Origin of the sequence: Streptomyces sp. NPDC057617 (assembly GCF_042800555.1) — a bacterium.
GTDB lineage: Bacteria > Actinomycetota > Actinomycetes > Streptomycetales > Streptomycetaceae > Streptomyces.
In genome coordinates, this window is sequence record NZ_JBHVGV010000012.1 from 72,248 (window position 1) to 92,505 (window position 20,258).

Genomic DNA, 20,258 nt, shown 5'->3' on the forward strand with positions numbered 1-20,258 from the left:
CGGCCAGGTGAAGGGCCGTCCGCCTCGGGGCGGGAACCGGACGTGGCGGAAATGTGTCTGCCATGGGGACAGCGTGTGGGGCTACCGCGTGGGGGGAACGCGATGATCGGCACAGATATGAACGCATGGTCCGTCCCCGGATACACCGAGTCCCGTGAGCTGGGCTCCGGTGGCAGTGGGCGCGTCGTCCTCGCCGTCCATGACGCCACCGGCGTACCCGTCGCCGTCAAATACCTCGGCGAGAGGCTGCGGGCCGACGCCGGCTTCCTCCAGAGGTTCCGGGCCGAGGCGCGCCTGCTCAGCGGGCTCGATTCACCGTATGTGGTCAGGCTGTACGAATATGTCGAGGCACCCCAGGGCGCGGCCATCGTGATGGAACTGGTCGACGGGATCGCTCTGCGCGCGCTGCTGCGGCAGGAGGGTCCCACCGGTCCCGAAGCGGCGCTCGTGGTGCTCAAGGGCTCGCTGCTGGGGCTGGCCGCCGCGCACCGCGCGGGTGTCGTCCACCGCGACTACAAGCCGGAGAACGTGCTGGTCGCCCTGGACGGCTCGTCCAAGCTGGTCGATTTCGGTATCGCCACGGGCCGGGGCAGCACCCCGGGCGTGGCCGGAACGCCCGCGTACATGGCCCCGGAGCAGTGGAACGGCGAGCCCGCCTCACCTGCGGCCGATGTCTACGCGGCGACCGCGACCTTCTACGAGTGCCTCACCGGCCGCAAGCCGTTCTCCGGCGAGAACTTCGCCGAGCTGGCGCTCCAGCACATCGGCGCGCCCGTTCCCGAGGAGCAGGCGCCCAAGCCCGTACGGCCGCTGATCCGGCGGGGTCTGGCCAAGGAGCCTCAGGAACGGCCCCGTGACGCGGACGTGTTCGTCGCGGAGCTGGAGGAGATCGCCGGGGCGGCGTACGGACCGAACTGGGAGGAGCGCGGTCAGCGCAGACTCGCCGCCCTCGCCGCGCTTCTGCCGCTACTGTTCCCTTCCGGCGGGGGTCAGGCGGCGGGCACCACCGCGTTCGCCACGACCACGCTGGGCGACAGCGCCCCTGGCGGGGGCAGAGGGCATGGCCGGAGCTGGAAGCCCGGCGTGCGGGGAGCGCTGGCCACCGCCGTCGCGCTGATCATCGCCGCCGTGGCCGCCGTCGCGGCGGGGGCGGTCGGGAACAGTCCGGGGCAGACCACGGCTCAGGCGGTCACCACCGCGGGCCCGGTCGAAGACCCCGGAGCCACTCCGGGCGCCACATCCGCCGGGCCGTCCGGCTCCGCGAGTCCCTCGCCGACCGGCAGCGTGTCCACGAGCGGTTCACCCTACGCCTCGGACAGCCCGACCACCGGGACCAGCACACCTCCCGTGGCACCGCCGCCCCCGCCCTCCTCGCCGACCCCGTCCACGCCCACTCCCTCGGTCAAGCCCAGCACCACCGCTCCGACGACACAGGCCGTACAGGTAAAGGCCATTTCAGTCACGGGTCTACGGCAGACGGGTACGGCGAGCGCCACGGGCACGGTCGAGATCGTCACGGACGGGACCGGTCCCATCACCGTTGTCGTCACCTGGTTCGCCGGCGAGGCATACGGTCAACTCGGCGCCCAGGACGGCTCGGAGACGATCCGGCGCGAAGGCGCCACGCAGTACTCGATCCCGCTCGACCACACCTTCCAGCAGCAGGGCTGCTACTGGGGCATGCAGGCGGCCACGGACCCGGCCGCCGCGAACGGGGCCGCCTCGCAGCAGATCCTGACCCGGCGGTGCACGATCTCATGAGCGATCCGCGCATCCCCTACGACCACGACGGCGGGAAGCCCGGGCGTCCGGACGAACCGCAGGAGGACGCCCGCCGCCCCGAGCCGGCGGCCGGGTCCGCGTCGGGCTCCGCAGCCGATACGTACAGCGCGACCGTGCTCGGCAGCCACTGGTTCCAAGGCCCGGACCCCGAACCGGCCCCGGAGCCGGAGCCCGCGCCCCCGGCCGTGCCCGCACCCGACCGGATCGAGGGGGAGGTATTCCGCTTCGGACCGGGAGTGACCGCCGCCGTACGGAACCGCCACTACGAGAACACCACCGCAGCCCAGTGGGGCGCCCCCCTCCCCGGACAGCCGGCGGAACCGCAGCGCCGTCCCGAACGCCGTGGCGGAGGACTGCGCCGGTACGCGCTCGCCGCCGCGGTCCTTCTCGCCGTACTGGTGTATCTCGCCTGGCAGCGGTACGGGCCCGCCCTCGCCGTACAGGACGTGACCGTACGAACAGCCGCACGCGGGCCGGAATGTGACGGCACGTCGGACATCGTCGCGGTCGTGCGGACCAATGGCCGCCCCGGCACCCTCACTTACCGCTGGGTGCGCAGCGACGGCACCGCCTCCGGCACGCTGCGCGAGAAGCTGACCCGGGGTCAGGAAGAGGCGCGGCTGCATCTGTTGTGGACCTTCCGGGGCCGGGGCGAGTACCGCGCCACGGCCGAGCTGCGGATCACCGAGCCCTCCCGGCACACGGCGGTCACCCATGTCACCTACCGGTGTCCCTAAGGCCGCCCACCGCGCCCGCACGCGCGCCCGCACCACGGCCGGATGTGGTGCGAATGACCGACACCGCGCACCCTGCCTCCGACGGGCTGTCCGCTGACACGCTCGGGGCCGACCGTCAGCGATCACACCGATCACAGGAGGCCCCATGGGAATCAGCAGGCCCACACCGTCCACGCCGAGGTCCCGCCGACGCGGAGCCGTCACGGCCCTGGCCGCCGCGGCCACCGCCGTCGCCGCGCTCGCGGCACTCGCCGCGCCCAGCGCGACCGCCGCCCCGTCGGCGCCGTCCGGGCCCGCGGCGCCCTCGGCGGTCGCCGGGTGCGTCGACTGGCCGACGAGCAAGTTCCTGCAGACACCGCTCACCTACAAGGCGAACGGCGGCGCCGGATACGCCATGCAGAACGGCAGCCACTACGGCGAGGGCTACCACGTCGGCTGCAACGGCACGGGCTCGATGAACCAGTACTACGCGCTCGACCTGGGGATGCGGCAGGGCGACGAGGTGCTCGCGCCCGGCGGTCCCGGCACCGTCCTGTACGCGGGGTGGGCACCCGCCGGCTGGGAGACCTGCGGCCAGTACATCGTCGTCGACCACGGCGGCGGCTACTGGAGCGTGGTCTGCCATCTCAGCCAGATACGTGTCAGCAAGGGCCAGCGGATCACCGACGCCACGGTGATCGGGCTGGTGGGCGGCACCGGCGGCTTCGCCCCGCATCTGCACTTCTCGCTCATGTACAACGCGAAGCTCACCGCGGCGGGCGGCGTCTACGGCGGGCAGAGCGCCCAGCCGAGGCATCTGTTCCATTTGGGCTGCGGCGGCGGGCACTACGAGTACATCAACCGCGGCCAGCAGGTCTGTTACTGACCCCGGCAACCCGGCCCTGATCTTGACCCTGACCCGCCGTCACCGGCCGGGCGCCGTACCGCCCCCGCGCGGACAGGCGCCCGGCCGTCCCGTCTTCCCCGTACCGCGAGGAGAGGAGACAATGGCCGCCGCCGATCACGTTCCCCGCTTCCCTGCCGCCGAGGGGTCCAGCATGATCACCGTCGCCGTGGTGGACGATCATCCGATCGCCCGGCACGGCATCGCCCATGTACTCACCGCGCTGCCCGACGCGAACGTGGCGGCGGTCGCGTCCGTCGGTTCCCTGGCGGAGCTGGACGCGGCCCTCGCCACCGGTCCCGCGCCGGACGTCATCGTCATGGACCTCTATCTCGACGGGGACACCCCGGCGCTGGACGCGGTCGCCGCGCTGTCCGCCACCACCCGGGTCCTGGTGATGTCCGCCTCGGGGCTGCCCGCTGACGTACTCGGTGCGATCAGGGCCGGGGCCAGCGGTTATGTCACCAAGCACTGCTCCGCGGAGCTGCTCGTGGCGGCCGCGGAGACGGTGGCCGCGGGCGGCTTCTCGCTGTCCGCGGAACTCGCCGACATCCTCCAGGCCGAGCTGACGCGCCGCGGGCCCCGGTACGAGGACGGACTTCCCCATGGCGACGGACCCCGGCCGGACGAGGGGTCGGCGTACGGGGGCGGCGCGCGGCCCCGGCTGTCCGCGCGCGAGGAGGAGACGCTGAGCTATGTGGCGCGCGGCTTCACCCATGCGCAGATCGCGACCAGGCTGAGGGTGCGCAAGACCACCGTCGACACCTATGTCGAGAGGATCCGCGCGAAACTCCAGGTCGGCAACAAGGCCGAGCTGACCCGGGCGGCGCTCGCCCGGCTCACCCCCGCCCCGGGTATCCGTCCGCGCACCGGCCCCCGGTGACCACGCCCGCGCCCGCGCCCCGCGAAGGCCCGGCGTCCCCGGACCCCGGCGCCGCCACTGCCGCCCCCACCCCCGCCTCCGGCGTCCGGCGCGGCGAGAAGGTCCTGTTACGCGCGTACGTGCTGTTCCGGCTGGGCGGGCTGGTCCAGATCGCGATCGCCGCCTCCACCACCTGGCCCCGCTACCGGCCGCTCTGGGCGGGGCTGGCCCTGGTAGCGGTGGTGTTCGCCGAGAGCCTCGCGCTGATCACGGTCGCGCTGCGCCGTCGCCGGGTGCCCCCGCGCGCCCTGGTGGCCGCCGACGCGGTCGTGATGGCGGGCGCGCTGGTGGCGGGCGGCGCGCTCGCGGGCCCGGCTCACGGCCACACCTGGACCTATTTCGCCTATCCGTTCAGTCTTCTGGCCAGCGTCGGCTTCGGTCTGGTCTTCACCCGCCCGGCGGCCGTCCTCGCCCTGGCCTCGCTCCCGGCCGCCGCCTACGCAGTCACGGCCGTGACCCGGCTCGGCGATCCCGTGTGGAACGCGGTGCCCAACTCCGTCCCGTACCTCGTCAACGCCGGGATCGCCTGGGCCGTGGCGACGACTCTGCTCCGTACCGGCCGGGAGCTGGACGCCGCCACCGCGGCGAGCAGCGCCCATCAGGCCCAGCTCGCCACCGAACGCGAACGGCTGCGCCATGCCCGCCTCCTGCACGACCGGGTCCTCCAGACCATGGAGACCCTGGCGCGCACGCCCTGGATCGCCGACGCGCATCTGCACGCGCAGGTACGGGCCGAGGCCGCCTGGCTGCGGGCGTTCGTCCGGGGCGACCACTCCGCCCACTCCGGCGGGGATCTCGCCGACGGCCTCACCACGCTCGCCGAGGACATGGCCCGGATCGGCCAGAGCGTGGAGGTGCACACCGCCCAGCTCCGCAGCGCCGCTCACCACCACGCCGCCATCCCGAAGGAGATCGCCGACGCCCTGGTCGCGGCGGCCCGGGAGGCCCTGACCAATGTGGTGAAGCACGCGGGAGGCGCGCGCCGTCGTACGGGCCGAGCTGACCGGGGACGCGGTGCGGGTCAGCGTCCTCGACAACGGGAAGGGCTTCGATCCGGCGGAGCTGCCGCGCGGGCTGGGGCTCACCGGTTCCGTACGCGACCGTATCGGGGCGGTCGGGGGCCGTACGGTCGTCGACTCGGAGCCCGGCGCGGGCACCTATGTCGAGATGCGTGTACCGCTCCCCCGCCGGGCATCCGCCGAGGACCGGAGCTGATACGCCCCCTGAGCCCGGCCCGCCCGGCATCACCCGTTCGGGCCCGGCCCGTTGCCCGAACGGCCCTAGCGGGCGCCGCTCGCCCGCAACAAGGCTGGCCGGGACATCCACCAGCCCGGAGGAGAGCCATGCGCGAGGCGAGCACGTCGGAACGGACCACGGCCACCCCTACGGCCATGCCCCCGGGCGGGGCGGCGGCCGCCGTCACCGACGAGGAACTGGCCGCCCTGGTGGCCCACTGGCGTGCCGCCAACTATCTGGCGGCCGGTCAGATCTATCTCATGGGCAACCCGCTGCTCACCGAGCCGCTGCGCCCCGAGCACATCAAGCCCCGGCTGCTCGGCCACTGGGGCACCGCCCCCGGGCTGAATCTCGTCCACACCCATCTCAACCGGGTCGTCAAGGCCCGGCGTAAGGAGACGGTGTGTGTCTGGGGACCGGGCCACGGCGGCCCGGCGGTGCTGGCCAACTGCTGGCTGGAGGGCAGCTATTCGGAGGTCTACCCGGACGTCGGCAGGGACAGGGAGGGCATGGCCCGGCTCTTCCGCCAGTTCTCCTTCCCCGGCGGGGTGCCCAGCCATGTCGCGCCCGAGACGCCCGGCTCGATCCATGAGGGCGGTGAGCTGGGCTACTCCCTCTCGCACGCCTACGGGGCCGCGTTCGATCATCCGGATCTGCTGGTGGCGTGTGTGATCGGCGACGGGGAGGCGGAGACCGGGCCGCTGGCCGCGTCCTGGCACTCCAACAAGTTCCTCGACCCGGTGTACGACGGCGCGGTGCTGCCGATCCTCCATCTCAACGGCTACAAGATCGCCAATCCGGCCCTGCTCGCCCGTGTCCCCGAGGCGGAGCTGGACGAGCTGCTGCGCGGTTACGGCCATGAGGTGCTGCATGTCGGCGGCGACGATCCGGACACGGTCCACCGGGCCATGGCCCGCGCGATGGACACCGCGCTGGACCGGATCGCGCTGATCCAGCGCACGGCCAGGGAGGAGGGCGCCACCGGACGGGCCCGCTGGCCGGTGATCGTCCTGCGGACGCCGAAGGGCTGGACCGGGCCCGCCACCGTGGACGGACTGCCGGTCGAGGGGACCTGGCGCTCCCATCAGGTGCCGCTCGCCCGCGTCCGCGAGAACCCGGAGCATCTGCGGCAACTGGAGGCGTGGCTGCGCTCGTACCGGCCGGAGGAACTCTTCGACGGCCATGGGCGGCCCCGGCCCCAGGTCCTCTCCTGTGTGCCCGAGGGCACGCTGCGGCTCGGCGCCACTCCGTACGCCAACGGCGGTCTCCTGCTGCGCGATCTGCCCGTGCCGGACCTGGAGCCGTACGCGGTGAAGGTCGACCGGCCCGGTGTCACCCTGCACGAACCGACGCGGGTGCTCGGCGATGTACTGGAAGCCGTCATGGAGGCCACGAGTGGGCGCCGCGACTTCCGGGTGGTCGGCCCGGACGAGACGGCGTCCAACCGGCTCCAGGGTCTCTACAAGGCGTCGGGCAAGGCGTGGCAGGCGGGGACGCTGAGTGTCGACGAGAATCTCGACCGGCACGGCCGGGTCATGGAGATCCTCTCCGAACACACCTGCCAGGGCTGGCTGGAGGGCTATGTCCTCACCGGCAGGCACGGGCTGTTCTCCTGCTACGAGGCCTTCGTCCATATCGTCGACTCGATGGTCAACCAGCACATCAAGTGGCTGAAGGTGTCCCGCGGGCTGGCCTGGCGGCGCCCGGTCGCCTCGCTCAACTATCTGCTCACCTCGCATGTGTGGCGCCAGGACCACAACGGTTTCTCGCACCAGGACCCCGGTTTCATCGACCATGTGCTCAACAAGGCGCCCGCGGTCGTACGGGTCTATCTGCCGCCGGACACCAACTCCCTGCTCTGCGTGGCCGACCATGTGCTGCGCAGCCGGGACTACGTCAACGTGGTCGTCGCGGGGAAGCAGCCCTGCTACGACTGGCTCACCCTGGACGAGGCGCGCGCCCACTGCGCGCGGGGCGCGGGCGTCTGGTCCTGGGCGGGCACCGAGCGCGAGGGCGAGGAGCCGGACGTGGTGCTGGCCTGCGCGGGCGATGTGCCGACCCAGGAGGTGCTGGCCGCCGCGCTGCTGATCCGACGCCATCTGCCGCGGCTCGCGGTCCGGGTGGTCAATGTGGTGGATCTGGCCCGGCTGCTGCCGGAGACCTGGCATCCGCACGGTCTGTCCGACAGCCAGTACGACGCGCTGTTCACCCGCGACAAGCCGGTGATCTTCGCGTACCACGGCTATCCCTGGCTGATCCACCGGCTCGCCTACCGCCACACCGGCCACGGGAATCTGCATGTGCGCGGCTACGAGGAGTCGGGCACGACCACCACACCGTTCGACATGGTGGTCCGCAACAACCTGGACCGCTACCGGCTCGTCATGGATGTCATCGACCGGGTGCCGGGGCTGGCGGTGCGCGCCACGCACGCGCGGCAGGCGATGGAGGACGCCCGGTTCCGGCACCAGGCCTGGATCCGCGAGCACGGCACGGATCTGCCCGAGGTGACCGACTGGACCTGGCAGCCGCTGCCCGTGGACAGCGAGATCTATCCCACGACGCGCCTGTGACGGGGAGTCGTGGTGCCATGGGACTAGCCCGTGTCTGCCACATCCCGTCCGGCTCGCGACGCCTGGCACTTTCACGAAGGGACGGACCATGGCCGGTGCGCCGTTCCCGGCACCGCTGCTGCGCTCCGTGCTGGCCCTGCACCTCGGTGCGCCGGACGACCCGCCGGGGACGGATACGGTACGGGCGGTCGCGGCCCGCAAGGAGGAGCTGTTCACCGCGCGGCTGCGGAGCGAGGGGGTCGCGGTCTGGCCCGGGACCGTACGGCTGCTGAAGGCGCTGCGTGACGCGGGGGTGCCGTGCGCGGCCGTCTCGGCGTCCCGGCATGCGACCGAGCTGCTCGACACGGCCGGTGTGCTCGGCCTGCTGTCGACGGTCGTCGACGGCAGGGAGGCCGCGCGGCTCGGCCTGCCCGGCAAGCCGGATCCGGCGCTCTTCCTCGAAGCCGCGCGCCGCCTCGGCGTGGCGGCCCGGGACGCGGCGGTCGTGGAGGACGCGCCGGCCGGGGTGGAGGCGGGCAGGCGCGGCGGCTTCGGCCTGGTGATCGGGGTGGACCGTACGGCGGGTCCGACGAGCGCGGCCGATCTGCGGCGGCACGGCGCCGACGCGGTGGTCGGGGATCCCGGCGAGCTGCTGACCGCCGGCGGGGACTGACCGTGCGCGCCTGGACCTGGACGTACGAGGGTTACGACCCGGAGTCGGAGCGGCTGCGCGAGGCTCTGTGCACTCTCGGCAACGGCTATTTCGCCACCCGGGGCGCGGCCTCGGAGACCTCCGCGGGTCCCGCGCACTACCCCGGCACCTATGTGGCGGGCTGTTACAACCGGCTGGTGTCCACGGTGGCGGGGCGCCGGATCGAGAACGAGGACCTGGTCAATCTGCCCGACTGGCTGCCGCTGCGGTACCGCATGCGCCCCGAGGGCGCGGAGCCGGGGCCGTGGCTGTCGCCCCACGGCGCCGGGCTGGCCGCGCACCGGCAGATCCTGGATCTGCGGCAGGGCACCCTCGTCCGCGCTTCGGTGTACGAGGACGGTGCCGGGCGGCGCCTGACGGTGGAGCAGTGCCGGCTGGTGCACATGGGAGAGCCGCATCTCGCCGCGCAGCGCACCGCGTTCACCGCCGGCGGGTGGGCGGGGAGCGTGGAGGTGGAGTCGGGGCTCGACGGCGATGTGCGCAACGCCGGGGTGGAGCGTTACGGCGATCTCTCGAACCGTCATCTCACCCGCTGGCACACCGGTTCCGAGCACGGTGACACGCTCTGGCTGCGCTGCCGGACCGTCAACTCCGACATCCGGGTGGCGCTCGCCGCGCGCACCCGGGCCTCGCGCGGGAGCGTCGCGGCCGGCCCGGCGCGTACCCGGCTGACGGCCCGGCGGGCCTTCCAGAGGCTGACGGTTCCGGTGGCGCCGGGCGAGACGGTGACGGTCGACAAGACGGTCGCGCTCTACACCTCGCGCGACCCGGCGATCAGCGATCCGCTGACCGCCGCCGTCGAGGGGGCGCGGCGGGCGCCCGGATTCTCGCGGCTGCTCGCCTCGCACCAGCGTGCATGGGAGGACATCTGGCGCAGATCGACGCTGGACGTACCGGGGGAGGCGGGCCGGATCCTGCGGCTGCATCTCTTCCATGTCCTCCAGACGCTCTCCCCGCACACGGCCGACCTCGATGTGGGGGTGCCCGCACGGGGGCTGCACGGCGAGGCGTACCGCGGGCATGTCTTCTGGGACGAGCTGTTCGTCCTGCCGTATCTGAATCTGCACTTCCCGGAGGTCTCCCGGGCGCTGCTGGGCTACCGGTACCGGCGGCTCCCCGCGGCCTGCCGCGCGGCGCGGGACGTGGGCCGGGTGGGGGCGATGTTCCCGTGGCAGAGCGGCAGCGACGGGCGCGAGGAGACGCAGGAGCTGCATCTCAACCCGCGCTCAGGCCGCTGGGTGGCGGACCATTCGCGGTTGCAGCACCATGTCGGCTCGGCGGTGGCGTACAACGTGTGGCAGTACTGCCAGGCCAGCGGCGACCTGGAGTTCCTGCACACGAAAGGCGCGGAGACACTGCTCCAGATCGCCCGGTTCTGGGCGGCGGGCGCGGAGTGGGACCCGGCGCTGGAGCGGTACCGGATCCGCGGTGTCATGGGTCCCGACGAGTACCACGACGCCTATCCGGGGGCGACCGCGCCGGGTCTGGACGACAACGCCTATACGAATGTCACGGCGGCCTGGGTGTTGGCGCGGGCCCGCGAGCTGTGCCGGGCGCTGCCCGCCTCGCGCCGCCGCCGGCTCTTCGAGCGGCTCCAGCTCGACCGGCACGAGACGGACCGCTGGGAGGACGTCTCGCGCAGACTCCATGTGCCGTTCCACCACGGTGTCATCAGCCAGTTCGCGGGGTACGGGGAGCTGGCCGAGCTGGACTGGGCAGCGTACCGGAGGCGGTACGGCGACATCCGGCGGCTGGACCGGATCCTGGAGGCCGAGGGCGACACGGTCAACCGCTACCGGGTGTCCAAGCAGGCCGATGTGCTGATGCTGGGCTATCTGTTCTCGCCCGGGGAGCTGTCCGGTCTCTTCCGGCGGCTCGGCCACCGCCTCGACGACGACTCCTGGCGTACCACCGTCGAGTACTACGAGCGCCGTACGAGCCATGGCTCCACGCTGAGCGCGCTGGTGCACGCGTGGGTGCTGGCCCGGATCCACCGGGACGAGGCATGGACGTACGCCAGGGAGGCGCTGACCGGGGATGTGGCGGACGTACAGGGCGGCACCACGGCGGAGGGCATCCATCTGGGCGCGATGGCGGGGACCCTGGATTTCGTCCAGCGCGGTCTGACCGGTCTGGAGACCCGGGAGAACGCGCTGTGGCTGGATCCGGCGCCGCTGCCGCAGCTCTCGAAGTTCCGGGTGGGCATCCGCTACCGGAACCACTGGGACGTGGACCTGCGGATCCGGGCGGAGCGGCTGCGGGTCGGGGTGCCGGCGCCGGACGGGGAGCCGGTACGGGTGGTGCTGGGCGGCCGGGTGTCGACGATCGCGCCGGGCACGGCCCGCTGGCTGGACCTGCCCGGCGGATGAGACGCGGGCGGTCCGTCCCGTGTCCCGTACGTCAGCCGGGTACGAGGACGGCCGCGCCCTGGACGCGGTCGGCCGCCAGGTCCGCGAGTGCCCGGTCGGCGCGGCTCAGCGGGTACGGGGTGGTGGTGACCCGGATGCCGATGCGGTCGGCCAGCGCCAGGAAGTCACGGCCGTCCTGGCGGGTGTTGGACGTGACGCTGCGCAGATTCCGCTCCTGGAAGAGATGGCGCTCGTAGTTCAGCTCGGGAATGCCGGTGAGATGGATCCCGGCGATGGCGAGGGTGCCGGAGCGGTCCAGGGCCTCCATCGCGACCGGTACGAGATCGCCGACCGGGGCGAACAGGATCGCGGAGTCCAGCGGCTCGGGAGGCCGGTCGTAGGCGCCGCCGGCCGAGGCGGCACCCAGTTCCAGGGCGAGTTCACGGGCCCGCGGCGACCGGGTCAGCACATGGACGGTGGCGCCCTCGGCGATGGCCACCTGGGCGGCGAGATGGGCGGAGGCGCCGAATCCGTACAGTCCGAGACGGCCGCCCTCGGGCAGCGCGCTGCGGCGGAGCGACCGGTAGCCGATGATCCCGGCGCAGAGGAGGGGCGCGAGCAGGACGGGGTCCTGGGACTCCGGCAGCCGGTAGGCGAAGGCCTCGGGGATCAGGGTCAGATCGGCGAAGCCGCCGTCGGTGTCCCATCCGGTGTAGACGGACCAGGGGCAGAGGTTCTCGCGGCCCGTACGGCAGTAGTCGCAGGTCCCGCAGGTGCCGCGCAGCCAGGCCCCGCCGACCCGGTCGCCGGTGCGGTACGAGGTGACCGCGTCGCCGACGGCGATCACCCGGCCGACGATCTCGTGGCCGGGGACGGTGGAGGGGTGGTGCGGGGGCAGGTCTCCCTCGGCGAGATGCAGGTCCGTACGGCAGACACCGCAGGCCTCGATCCGTACGAGCAGGTCGCCCGGGCCGGGGACCGGCGTTCTGCGGCGGAGGTGGACCAGCGGGCCTGTGGCGATGGGTCCTGGCGTCTCGACGGCCCAGGCACCGAGGGTGTCCGGGACGGGCGCGGTGCGGGCGGTGGAAGCGGGAGAAGCCATATGTCCAGCGTGCGGCGGGTACGTGTACGAGGCAAACGGTCACCGCCGCTGCCGGGGCGCACGCTCAAGCGGCCGAGGCGGTCACCGCGCTCACGCGACCCCGGCGGTCACACGGCTTCAGGGCCCCGGCGCTCACGCGGCCTCCGCGGGCAGCCGGCCGGACTTCACCGCGTCCGTCAGCGCGCGGTGGTCGGCCTCGTTCAGGTCGGCGTAGCTCTCCGCGAATGCGGCGAGCGCGCGGTCGAAGGCGTCACCGGAGCCGAGGTAGGCGGCGATGGCGATCCGGTCGCCGGAGCGGGCATGGGCGCGGGCGAGGGTGGCGCCGCAGAGTCCGCCGAACACCCGCATCCCCCGGGGCACCATGTTCTGCGGCTCGGCGATGCCCTTCCAGTCGTGCAACTGGCGCACATAGAAGTCCCTGCGCCGGTTGTCGAGCCCGGACACCCGGTCCCAGCCGAGGAAGATGTCGCCGACGGCCTGCATCAGGCGCTGTCCCGCGACCACGCGGTGTCCCTGGTTGTCGTACGCGCTCGGGGCGACATGGTCGGCGAGCACCGACCGGTCGGCCTCCTTGGCCTGGAGGATCAGCGGGTCCTCGTCGTCCTTGCCGAGGAGCAGCAGGATCCAGCAGCGCGTACCGACGCTGCCCACGCCGACGACCTTGCGGGCGATGTCGGCCACCCGGTACTCGTGCAGGAGATGTCTGCGGTCCAAGGACAGGCTCCGTCCGTAGCGGTTGACGAGGTCGCGCAGCTCGTGGCCGATGATGTCCCGTCCGGTGCCCGGAAGCATGTCGTCGAGCCGTACGATCAGCGGCGGATCGGGGGCGAACCTGCGCTCGCCGCCGACCACGCAGGTCAGCTTCCCGAAGGCCTTGATGTTGTCCCTGCCGCGGGCCTTGGTCATGGCCCTGGTGAACTGGCCGCGGCCCCGTTTGCCGAGCTGGGTGCCCGTCATCGCCCGCAGTTCCTCGACATCGCCGCGGTCGTACCAGACGTCGAGGTTGCCCATGCCGGCGTAGTTCCGCATATGCGTGCGGTACGACTGTACGGCGGCGCGGACGATGCCCGCGCGGTCCCGCTCCGCGAAGCCGTTCTCCCGCCCGGCGATCACCAGGCTGGTGGCGAGCCGCTTGACGTCCCACTCCCAGGGGCCCGGGAGCGTCTCGTCGAAGTCGTTGATGTCGAAGACGAGACGCCGCTCGGGGGAGGCGAGCAGCCGGAAGTTCAGCAGGTGCGCGTCGCCGCAGAGCTGTGCGGTGAGGCCGGAGGAGGGGGTGGTGGCCAGGTCGTCGGCCATGATCGCGGCGGCGCCCCGGTAGAAGCGGAACGGTGACTCCGCCATCCGCCCGTAGCGGATGGGGACGAGTTCCGGGACGCGGGTGGCGGACTGCTCCTCGATGACCTTGAGGGGGTCGGGGCGGCCCAGGTCCGGGGTGAATCCGGAGTGTCCGGAGCGGGGCACCTGTTTACGGGCGGCCCTGCCGCGGTCGGCGCGCTCGCGGGGCGAGAGGTGTTCCCGGTGCGCCCCGTGGGCCCCATGTTCGACGTGGATTTGGTGGTCCCGGTGTTCCCCGGTCGGAAGATGTGGTGCGTGGCCTGGGGTTTCGCTGGCGCTGTTCATGGCGTACTCCTCCCATGCGCTCGCCGGACTCCCCCGGATCCGCCGCTCTCCCATTCTCCCCGCGGGCCGGTACCGCCCGCATCTCCGCTTCGTGCCCGTGCGGGCGCTTATGACCGCTCTACGACCGCTCTATGGCCGTTTCAGATACGCGAGGCCGGGGTGGACGCCCGTATAGCCCTCGACCAGGCGGTGTGCCACGGTCACCGAGTCGACCAGCGGGTGCAGGGCGAACGCCTTCGCGGCGGTGGCGCGGGAGCCGTTCTCGGCGGCGGCCAGGACCTCGCGTTCGACGGCCTTGACGGCGCACACCAGTCCGGTGGCATGGCCGGGCAGCGGCGCGACGGAGACCGGGTGTGCGCCGTTGGCGTCCACCAGGCAGGGCACCTCGATGACCGCTTCCTCGTCGAGCACCCGCAGGGTGGTGCGGTTGCGGACATTGAGGATCAGCGTGGTGCGTTCGTCGCGGGCGATGGCACGCATCAGGGCGAGGGCGACCTTCTCGTAGCCGCCGGACTCCAGGTCGTCGGCGTCCCGCTCGCCGACGCCCGCCGCGTCGCGGTTCTCCGCCATGTAGGTCGCTTCCCGTTCGGCGCGGGTACGGTCCCAGACGGGGAGGGCCGGCACGTCGGGGTGGGCCATCTCCTCGTAGAAGCGGGCCTGTTGGTCGCGGAGGAACGCGCCGCGGGTCTGCTCGGCCTCCTGGTAGGCGCGTACCGTCTCGCGGTTGAAGTAGTAGTAGTGCAGATACTCGTTGGGGATCGCGCCGAGGGACCTGAGCCACTCGGGGCCGAAGAGCCTGCCCTCCTCGAAGGAGCCCAGGGCCTCGGTGTCCGCGAGCAGACGCGGGAGTTCGTCGCGTCCGTCGACCCGCAGACCGCGGAGCCAGCCGAGGTGGTTGAGGCCGACATAGTCCGCCGACGCCCGGTCCGGGTCGGCTCCGAGGATCCGGGCGACACGGCGGGCCAGGCCCACGGGCGAGTCGCAGATGCCGATGACGCGGTCGCCGAGGTGACGGGACATGGCCTCGGTGACCAGACCGGCCGGATTGGTGAAGTTGATGACCCAGGCGTCGGGGGCGAGCCGGGCCACACGCCGCGCGATGTCCACGGCGACGGGCACGGTCCGCAGTCCGTACGCGATGCCGCCCGCGCCGACCGTCTCCTGGCCCAGCACGCCCAGCTCCAGGGCGACCCGCTCGTCGGCCGCGCGCCCTTCGAGCCCGCCGACGCGGATCGCCGAGAAGACGAAGTCGGCGCCGCGCAGCGCCTCGTCGAGATCGGTGGTGGCCGTGACCTCGGGGGCGCCGGGGATGCCCGCGGCCTGTTCGGCCAGGACCCGGGCGACGGCCGAGAGCCGGGCGGGATCGAGGTCGTGGAGGGTGACCCGGGTGACGCGGCCCTCTCCACGGTCGGTGAGGAGCGCTCCGTACACAAGCGGCACCCGGAATCCGCCGCCACCGAGAATAGTCAGCTTCACACCGTGAACACTACTGGTCGGACCGGGACGTTAACCGCGCGCTCACCTGTTGTGGTGCGGGCGCTGTCCGTCCGGTTCCTAGCGTCGGTTCCGAGGCGGTCGTCCGGCCGGCTCGTCCCCTGCGCAGAGGTGTCACGATGCGTCGTACCCTGTCCGCCGTGCTGACCGGTCTGGTGATCCTGACCGGAGCAGTGGCGTGTTCCTCCACCGGATCCGGCTCCGGATCCGATGCACCGTCATCCCCCGCTTCCGCGCCCGCGCCGGAGTCGAATCCCGCGGGCGACATCCCCGACAACCAGGTGTTCGTGGACTGGTCACCGGCCGGGGGCGGCTACACCGTCAAGGTGCCCGAGGGCTGGGCACGTCAGGCTTCCGGCGCGGCCACCGTCTTCAGCGACAAGTTCAACAGCGTCCGGATCGAGCAGTCGCCGGCCGCGCAGGCCCCGACCGTCGACTCGGTCCGTGCGGATGACCTGCCGGCGGTCGAACGGTCGGGGACGAATGTGACGGTGGGCAAGGTGAGCACCGTGAGCCGCCAGGGCGGCAGCTCCGTACTCGCCACGTACCGGGCGGACTCGGCCGCCGACGCGGTGACCGGCAAGAGTGTGCGGCAGGACGTGGAGCGGTACGCGTTCTGGCAGAGCGGCAGCCAAGTGGTGCTGACCCTCTCCGGTGCGGTCGGCGCGGACAACGTCGACCCGTGGCGTACCGTCACGGACTCCTTCCGGTGGTCACGATGACCTCGGCCGCTCCACTCAGCGCGCACTCCCTGTACCGGTTCTTCCGGGCGGGCGAGGAGGAGACCTTCGCCCTGCAAGGTGTCGGACTCGATGTGGGGAAAGGGGAGATCGTCGCGGTCATGGGACCTTCGGGATCCGGCAAGACAACGCTTCTGAGCTGTCTGGCCGGTCTGGACGAACCCGACGGCGGCATGGTGCGTATCACCGGTCTGCCCCTGTCCCACCAGCCGGAACATCTGCGCAGCCGGCTCCGGGCGCGCCATATCGGTGTGCTGTTCCAGTCCGGCAATCTGCTGGAGCACCTCACGGTCGCCGGCAATGTGCGGCTGGCACAGCGGCTCTCACGCACCCCGGACCACGCCAGGCAGCAGGTGCGGGATCTGCTGGACCGGACGGGTATCGCCGGGCGCGCGGACGCGCTGCCCCGGCAACTGTCCGGCGGTGAGGCCGCACGGGCCGGTCTGGCCGTGGCCCTGGCCAACGATCCGGCCGTCGTCCTCGCGGACGAACCCACCGGCGAGGTGGACGCGGAGACCGAGCGGCGGATTCTCGCGCTGCTGCGCGAACGGGCCGCGGCGGGGACCTCCATGGTGGTGGTCACCCACTCCCAGGCGGTGGCCTCCGCGGCCGACCGGGTCCTGCGGATGCGGGACGGACGGTGGGTGTGATGGGCACGGTCGGTATGACGGGGGCGGTCGGTGTGACGGCCGGGGAACCGCTGGTCGTCTGTACGGACGCGGCGCGCACCTATGGCTCGGGCACCGGTGCGGTGGTCGCCGTGCACGGCGCGAGCTGTACGGTCGCCGCGGGCGCCGGAATCGCGGTGGTGGGCCCCTCGGGCTCGGGCAAGTCGACGTTGCTGCATCTGATGGCGGGCCTGGACCGGCCCACGGCGGGAGAGATCACCCACCCCGGACTGCCCGAAGGGCCGCTCGCCCGGCACATCGGTTTCGTCTTCCAGGGTCCGAGTCTGCTGCCGCCGCTCACGGCGGCCGAAAACGTCGCCCTGCCGCTGCGCATCGACGGCGTGGAAGAGACCGACGCCGGTGAACAGGCCCTGGCGGCGCTGGAGAGTCTGGGCCTGGCGGCGCTGGCGGCGAAGCTGCCCGACGAACTCTCGGCCGGCCAGGCCCAGCGTGTCGCGGTGGCCCGGGTGCTGGCGCGGCGGCCACGGCTGATCCTGGCGGACGAGCCGACCGGACAGCTCGACCGCGGCAGTGCCGAGCAGGTGATGGCGGTGCTCCTCGGAGCCGCTGAGAGGCTCGGCGCGGCCGTTGTGGTCACCACGCACGACACCCGGGTGGCTGACGCGCTGCCCGCGCGGTGGCACATGACCGACGGCCGTCTCGTGCTGCCGGACGGTACGGACCGCGAACTCCAGGACCGTGAACTCCAGGACAGCGGACCTCGGGCGCCTCGCGAACCGCAGGTGCCTCAGGAATCTCAGGCGTCCCGGAGACACCGGGGACGTCAGGAGCGTGAGGCGCGATGATCAGGATGTGGCTTTCCGGGCTGCTGCGGGTGCGCGGCGGCCGTCTTCTCGCCACGGCCTCGGGGGTGATGGTGGCCGTGGCCCTGCTGTCCGTGCTCGGTGGCTTCCTCTCCACGACCCGGGCCACCATGACGTCCCAGTCGGTCCGTACGGTGTCCGTGGACTGGCAGGTGCAGGTCGCCGACGGGGCCGATCCGACCGGCGTGCTGTCCGCCGTGCGCGCTCTGGCCGGTACGAAGAAGGCCCTGCCGGTCGGCTACGGGCAGACCGAAGGGCTGGACGCGCGGACGGGCGGCACGCTCCAGAGCACCGGCCCCGGATCCGTGCTGGGTCTGCCCGCCGACTACGCCACCGTCTTCCCGGGCGAGATCCGGGTACTGGCGGGAAGCGGCCAGGGAGTGCTGCTCGCCCAGCAGACCGCCGCCAATCTGCACGCGGCTCCCGGCGACACGATCACCGTCAAGCGGGCCGGGCTGACCTCGGTGCCGCTCCGGGTGGACGGGGTGGTGGAACTGCCCCTCGCCGACTCGCTGTTCCAGAAGGTCGGGGCGCCGCCGCAGTCCCAGCCCTCGGCGCCGCCGGACAATATCGTCCTGCTTCCCGAGCGGACCTGGCACACCGTGTTTGATCCGCTCGCCGGTGCCCGGCCCGATCTCGTACGCACACAGATCCACACGCTGCGCGCCCATGACCTGCCCGCCGACCCGGCCGCCGCGTACACCGAGGCCACCGGCAGCGCGCACAACGCGGAGGTACGGCTCGCCGGTACCGGTCTGGTCGGCGACAATCTGGGCGCCGTTCTGGATGCCGCACGCTCGGACGCGCTCTACGCGCAGTTGCTGTTCCTCTTCCTCGGCGTGCCCGGTTCCGTACTGGCCGCGGCCCTGACCTGGGCGGTCGCCCAGGCCGGAGCGGGCCGCCGGCGCAGGGAACAGGCGCTGCTGCGGGCCCGCGGAGCCACCCTGCGGCAGCTCATGGGCCTGGCGGCGGTGGAAGCCGCGGTCGTCGGCGCGGCCGGCACGGCGGGCGGGCTGGCGCTCGCCGCGCTGGTGGGCCGGACGGTGTTCCACACGGCGGGGATCCCGCTGTCGTGGGCGCTGACCGCGTCCGCGGTGGGCATCGCGGTGGCGGGCGCGACGGTCCTGGTGCCCGCGCGGTTCGACGCGCGGCGGGCGACCGTCGTCTCCGGCCGTACGGTGGTCGGGCGGCGCCCGGTGCCGCGCCCCGCGTGGTGGGCGCTGGCCGCCGTCCTGCTGGCCGGCTCGCTGGCGGTCTTCCGTGCCACGAGTACGACGAACTACGCGCTGGTCCTGGCCCCGGAGGGCACCGCGAGCCTGTCCGTCGACTATTGGGCCTTCGCGGGCCCCGCCCTGCTGTGGGCGGCCGGCGCGGTGCTGGCCTGGCTGCTGACCGACGGCCTGCTGCGCCGTGGCCGGCCCGTACTGCGACGGCTGTTCCACCCGGCGGCCGGCGCCCTCTCCGGTACGGTCGCGGCCAGTATGTCCCGGCAGCGGGGGACGGTGGTGCGCTCCGTGGTCCTGCTCTCGCTGGCCTGCGCGTTCGCCGCGTCCACCGCCGTGTTCAACTCCACGTACCGGCAACAGGCCGAGGTCGACGCCGTACTGACCAATGGCGCCGATGTCACGGTCACCACGTCGACGGCCACGGGCACCGGCTCCGCGGACGCCGCGAAGCTGGCCAGGGTGCCGGGCGTACGTCATGTCGAGCCGCTCCAGCACCGGTTCGCGTATGTCGGCGCCGATCTCCAGGACCTGTACGGCGTACGGCCCGCCAGCATCGTGTCGGCTGGGCGGTTGCAGGACGCCTATTTCTCCGGCGGTACGGCGGGCGCCCTGATGGACCGTCTGGCCGGGCGTCCCGACGGGCTGCTGGTGAGCGCGGAGACCGCGCACGACTTCCAGCTCCGTCCGGGCGATCAGGTGCGGCTCCGGCTGACGGACGCCTCGACCGGCCGGCTGCGTACGGTTCCCTTCCGCTTCGCGGGAGTGGTGAAGGAGTTCCCGACGGCGCCCAAGGACAGCTTCCTGGTGGCCAACGCCTCGTACATCGCCCGTACGACGGGCAGCGGAGCCGCCAGTACGCTGCTGGTCGACACGGGAGGAACGGATCAGCGGGCGGTCGCGGCGCGGGCCCGGTCGCTGCTCGGGCCGAACGCGCACATCACGGATCTGCCGTCGTCGCGGAAGGCGATCGGCTCCAGTCTCACCGCCGTCGATCTCGCCGGACTCACACGGGTCGAGCTGGGGTTCGCGCTGGTGATCGCCGCAGCGGCGGGCGGCCTGGTGCTGGCGCTCGGCCTGGCCGAGCGGCGGCGCACGCTGGCCCTGGCGTCGGTACTGGGCGCGCGCGGCCGGCAGTTGTCGGGATTCGTGTGGAGCGAGGCGGCGCTCGTGGCCGTGTCGGGGCTCGCCGCTGGCGCGGTGCTCGGCTGGGCCCTGTCGCGGATGCTGGTGAAGGTCCTGTCAGGGGTGTTCGATCCGCCGCCGTCGCAGGTCGCCGTTCCGTGGGCCTATCTCACCGCGATGGCGGGGGTCACGGTGGCCGCGCTGGCGGTGGCGGCATGGGCCGCCGTACGGCACGCGCGCAGACCGCCGCTCACCGAGCTGCGGGAGCTGTGACGGCGCGGGGCGTG

The 20,258-nt window shown here is 72.7% G+C and carries 15 protein-coding genes and 1 pseudogene; 12 read left to right on the forward strand and 4 right to left on the reverse strand.

Annotation, left to right across the window (positions count from 1 at the left end):
* Positions 1-117: 117 nt before the first annotated feature.
* The 4 genes from ACFU9P_RS27205 (at position 118) to ACFU9P_RS27220 (ending at position 4,285) form a co-directional block, all read left to right on the forward strand.
* The gene (locus ACFU9P_RS27205) at positions 118-1,761 is read left to right on the forward strand and encodes a serine/threonine-protein kinase (protein ID WP_384085583.1); all 1,644 of its coding nucleotides are present in this window, start codon (positions 118-120) and stop codon (positions 1,759-1,761) included.
* Entirely contained in the window at positions 1,758-2,519 is a 762-nt protein-coding gene (locus tag ACFU9P_RS27210) for a hypothetical protein (RefSeq protein WP_384085586.1), read from the forward strand. Before ACFU9P_RS27205 ends, ACFU9P_RS27210 begins: the two co-directional genes overlap by 4 nt.
* Before the next feature lie 145 nt (positions 2,520-2,664).
* On the forward strand, positions 2,665-3,384 hold the full coding sequence (locus ACFU9P_RS27215) for a M23 family metallopeptidase (RefSeq protein WP_384085589.1): 720 nt from the start codon (positions 2,665-2,667) through the stop codon (positions 3,382-3,384).
* Between the two features lie 121 nt (positions 3,385-3,505).
* Entirely contained in the window at positions 3,506-4,285 is a 780-nt protein-coding gene (locus ACFU9P_RS27220; RefSeq protein WP_384085592.1) for a response regulator, read from the forward strand.
* Between the two features lie 107 nt (positions 4,286-4,392).
* On the opposite strand, the gene ACFU9P_RS27225 is transcribed toward ACFU9P_RS27220, so the two are convergent.
* Complete coding sequence (locus ACFU9P_RS27225) at positions 4,393-5,217, reverse strand: hypothetical protein (protein WP_384085595.1); 825 nt, start codon at positions 5,215-5,217, stop codon at positions 4,393-4,395.
* A 121-nt stretch (positions 5,218-5,338) separates the two neighbouring features.
* Between ACFU9P_RS27225 and ACFU9P_RS27230 the strand changes: the two genes are divergently transcribed.
* The 4 genes and pseudogenes from ACFU9P_RS27230 to ACFU9P_RS27245 all read left to right on the forward strand — a co-directional run bounded on the left by ACFU9P_RS27230 (position 5,339) and on the right by ACFU9P_RS27245 (position 11,193).
* A complete protein-coding gene (locus ACFU9P_RS27230; RefSeq protein ID WP_384085598.1) occupies positions 5,339-5,539 on the forward strand; it encodes an ATP-binding protein in 201 nt (66 codons plus the stop codon).
* A gap of 176 nt (positions 5,540-5,715) precedes the next feature.
* The gene (locus ACFU9P_RS27235; protein WP_376382788.1) at positions 5,716-8,133 is read left to right on the forward strand and encodes a phosphoketolase; all 2,418 of its coding nucleotides are present in this window, start codon (positions 5,716-5,718) and stop codon (positions 8,131-8,133) included.
* Between the two features lie 136 nt (positions 8,134-8,269).
* Positions 8,270-8,785: pseudogene (locus tag ACFU9P_RS27240) on the forward strand (HAD family hydrolase); the annotation flags it as partial.
* A gap of 2 nt (positions 8,786-8,787) precedes the next feature.
* Positions 8,788-11,193, forward strand: coding sequence for a glycoside hydrolase family 65 protein (locus tag ACFU9P_RS27245; protein WP_384085601.1), 2,406 nt, complete (start codon positions 8,788-8,790; stop codon positions 11,191-11,193).
* Between the two features lie 31 nt (positions 11,194-11,224).
* Here the strand turns inward: ACFU9P_RS27245 and ACFU9P_RS27250 are convergent, their stop codons facing one another.
* From ACFU9P_RS27250 to ACFU9P_RS27260, 3 genes are all read right to left on the reverse strand, one after another.
* Entirely contained in the window at positions 11,225-12,274 is a 1,050-nt protein-coding gene (locus ACFU9P_RS27250; RefSeq protein WP_384085604.1) for a zinc-binding alcohol dehydrogenase family protein, read from the reverse strand.
* 132 nt (positions 12,275-12,406) lie between these two features.
* The gene (locus tag ACFU9P_RS27255; RefSeq protein ID WP_384085607.1) at positions 12,407-13,738 is read right to left on the reverse strand and encodes a DUF2252 domain-containing protein; all 1,332 of its coding nucleotides are present in this window, start codon (positions 13,736-13,738) and stop codon (positions 12,407-12,409) included.
* 288 nt (positions 13,739-14,026) lie between these two features.
* On the reverse strand, positions 14,027-15,373 hold the full coding sequence (locus ACFU9P_RS27260) for a 6-phospho-beta-glucosidase (RefSeq protein WP_384085610.1): 1,347 nt from the start codon (positions 15,371-15,373) through the stop codon (positions 14,027-14,029).
* Positions 15,374-15,510: 137 nt separating this feature from the next.
* Between ACFU9P_RS27260 and ACFU9P_RS27265 the strand changes: the two genes are divergently transcribed.
* The 4 genes from ACFU9P_RS27265 to ACFU9P_RS27280 are packed head-to-tail and all read left to right on the forward strand — an operon-like array spanning position 15,511 to position 20,244.
* Positions 15,511-16,113, forward strand: coding sequence for a hypothetical protein (locus ACFU9P_RS27265; protein WP_384085613.1), 603 nt, complete (start codon positions 15,511-15,513; stop codon positions 16,111-16,113).
* Entirely contained in the window at positions 16,110-16,781 is a 672-nt protein-coding gene (locus tag ACFU9P_RS27270; protein ID WP_384085616.1) for an ABC transporter ATP-binding protein, read from the forward strand. The genes ACFU9P_RS27265 and ACFU9P_RS27270 overlap by 4 nt, the downstream gene beginning before the upstream one ends.
* Positions 16,781-17,605, forward strand: a complete 825-nt coding sequence (locus ACFU9P_RS27275) for an ABC transporter ATP-binding protein (RefSeq protein ID WP_384085619.1) — start codon at positions 16,781-16,783, stop codon at positions 17,603-17,605. The genes ACFU9P_RS27270 and ACFU9P_RS27275 overlap by 1 nt, the downstream gene beginning before the upstream one ends.
* Positions 17,602-20,244 carry an ABC transporter permease gene (locus ACFU9P_RS27280; RefSeq protein ID WP_384085622.1) on the forward strand — a complete coding sequence of 881 codons (2,643 nt, stop codon included), beginning with the start codon at positions 17,602-17,604 and terminating at the stop codon, positions 20,242-20,244. The genes ACFU9P_RS27275 and ACFU9P_RS27280 overlap by 4 nt, the downstream gene beginning before the upstream one ends.
* Positions 20,245-20,258 lie beyond the last annotated feature (14 nt).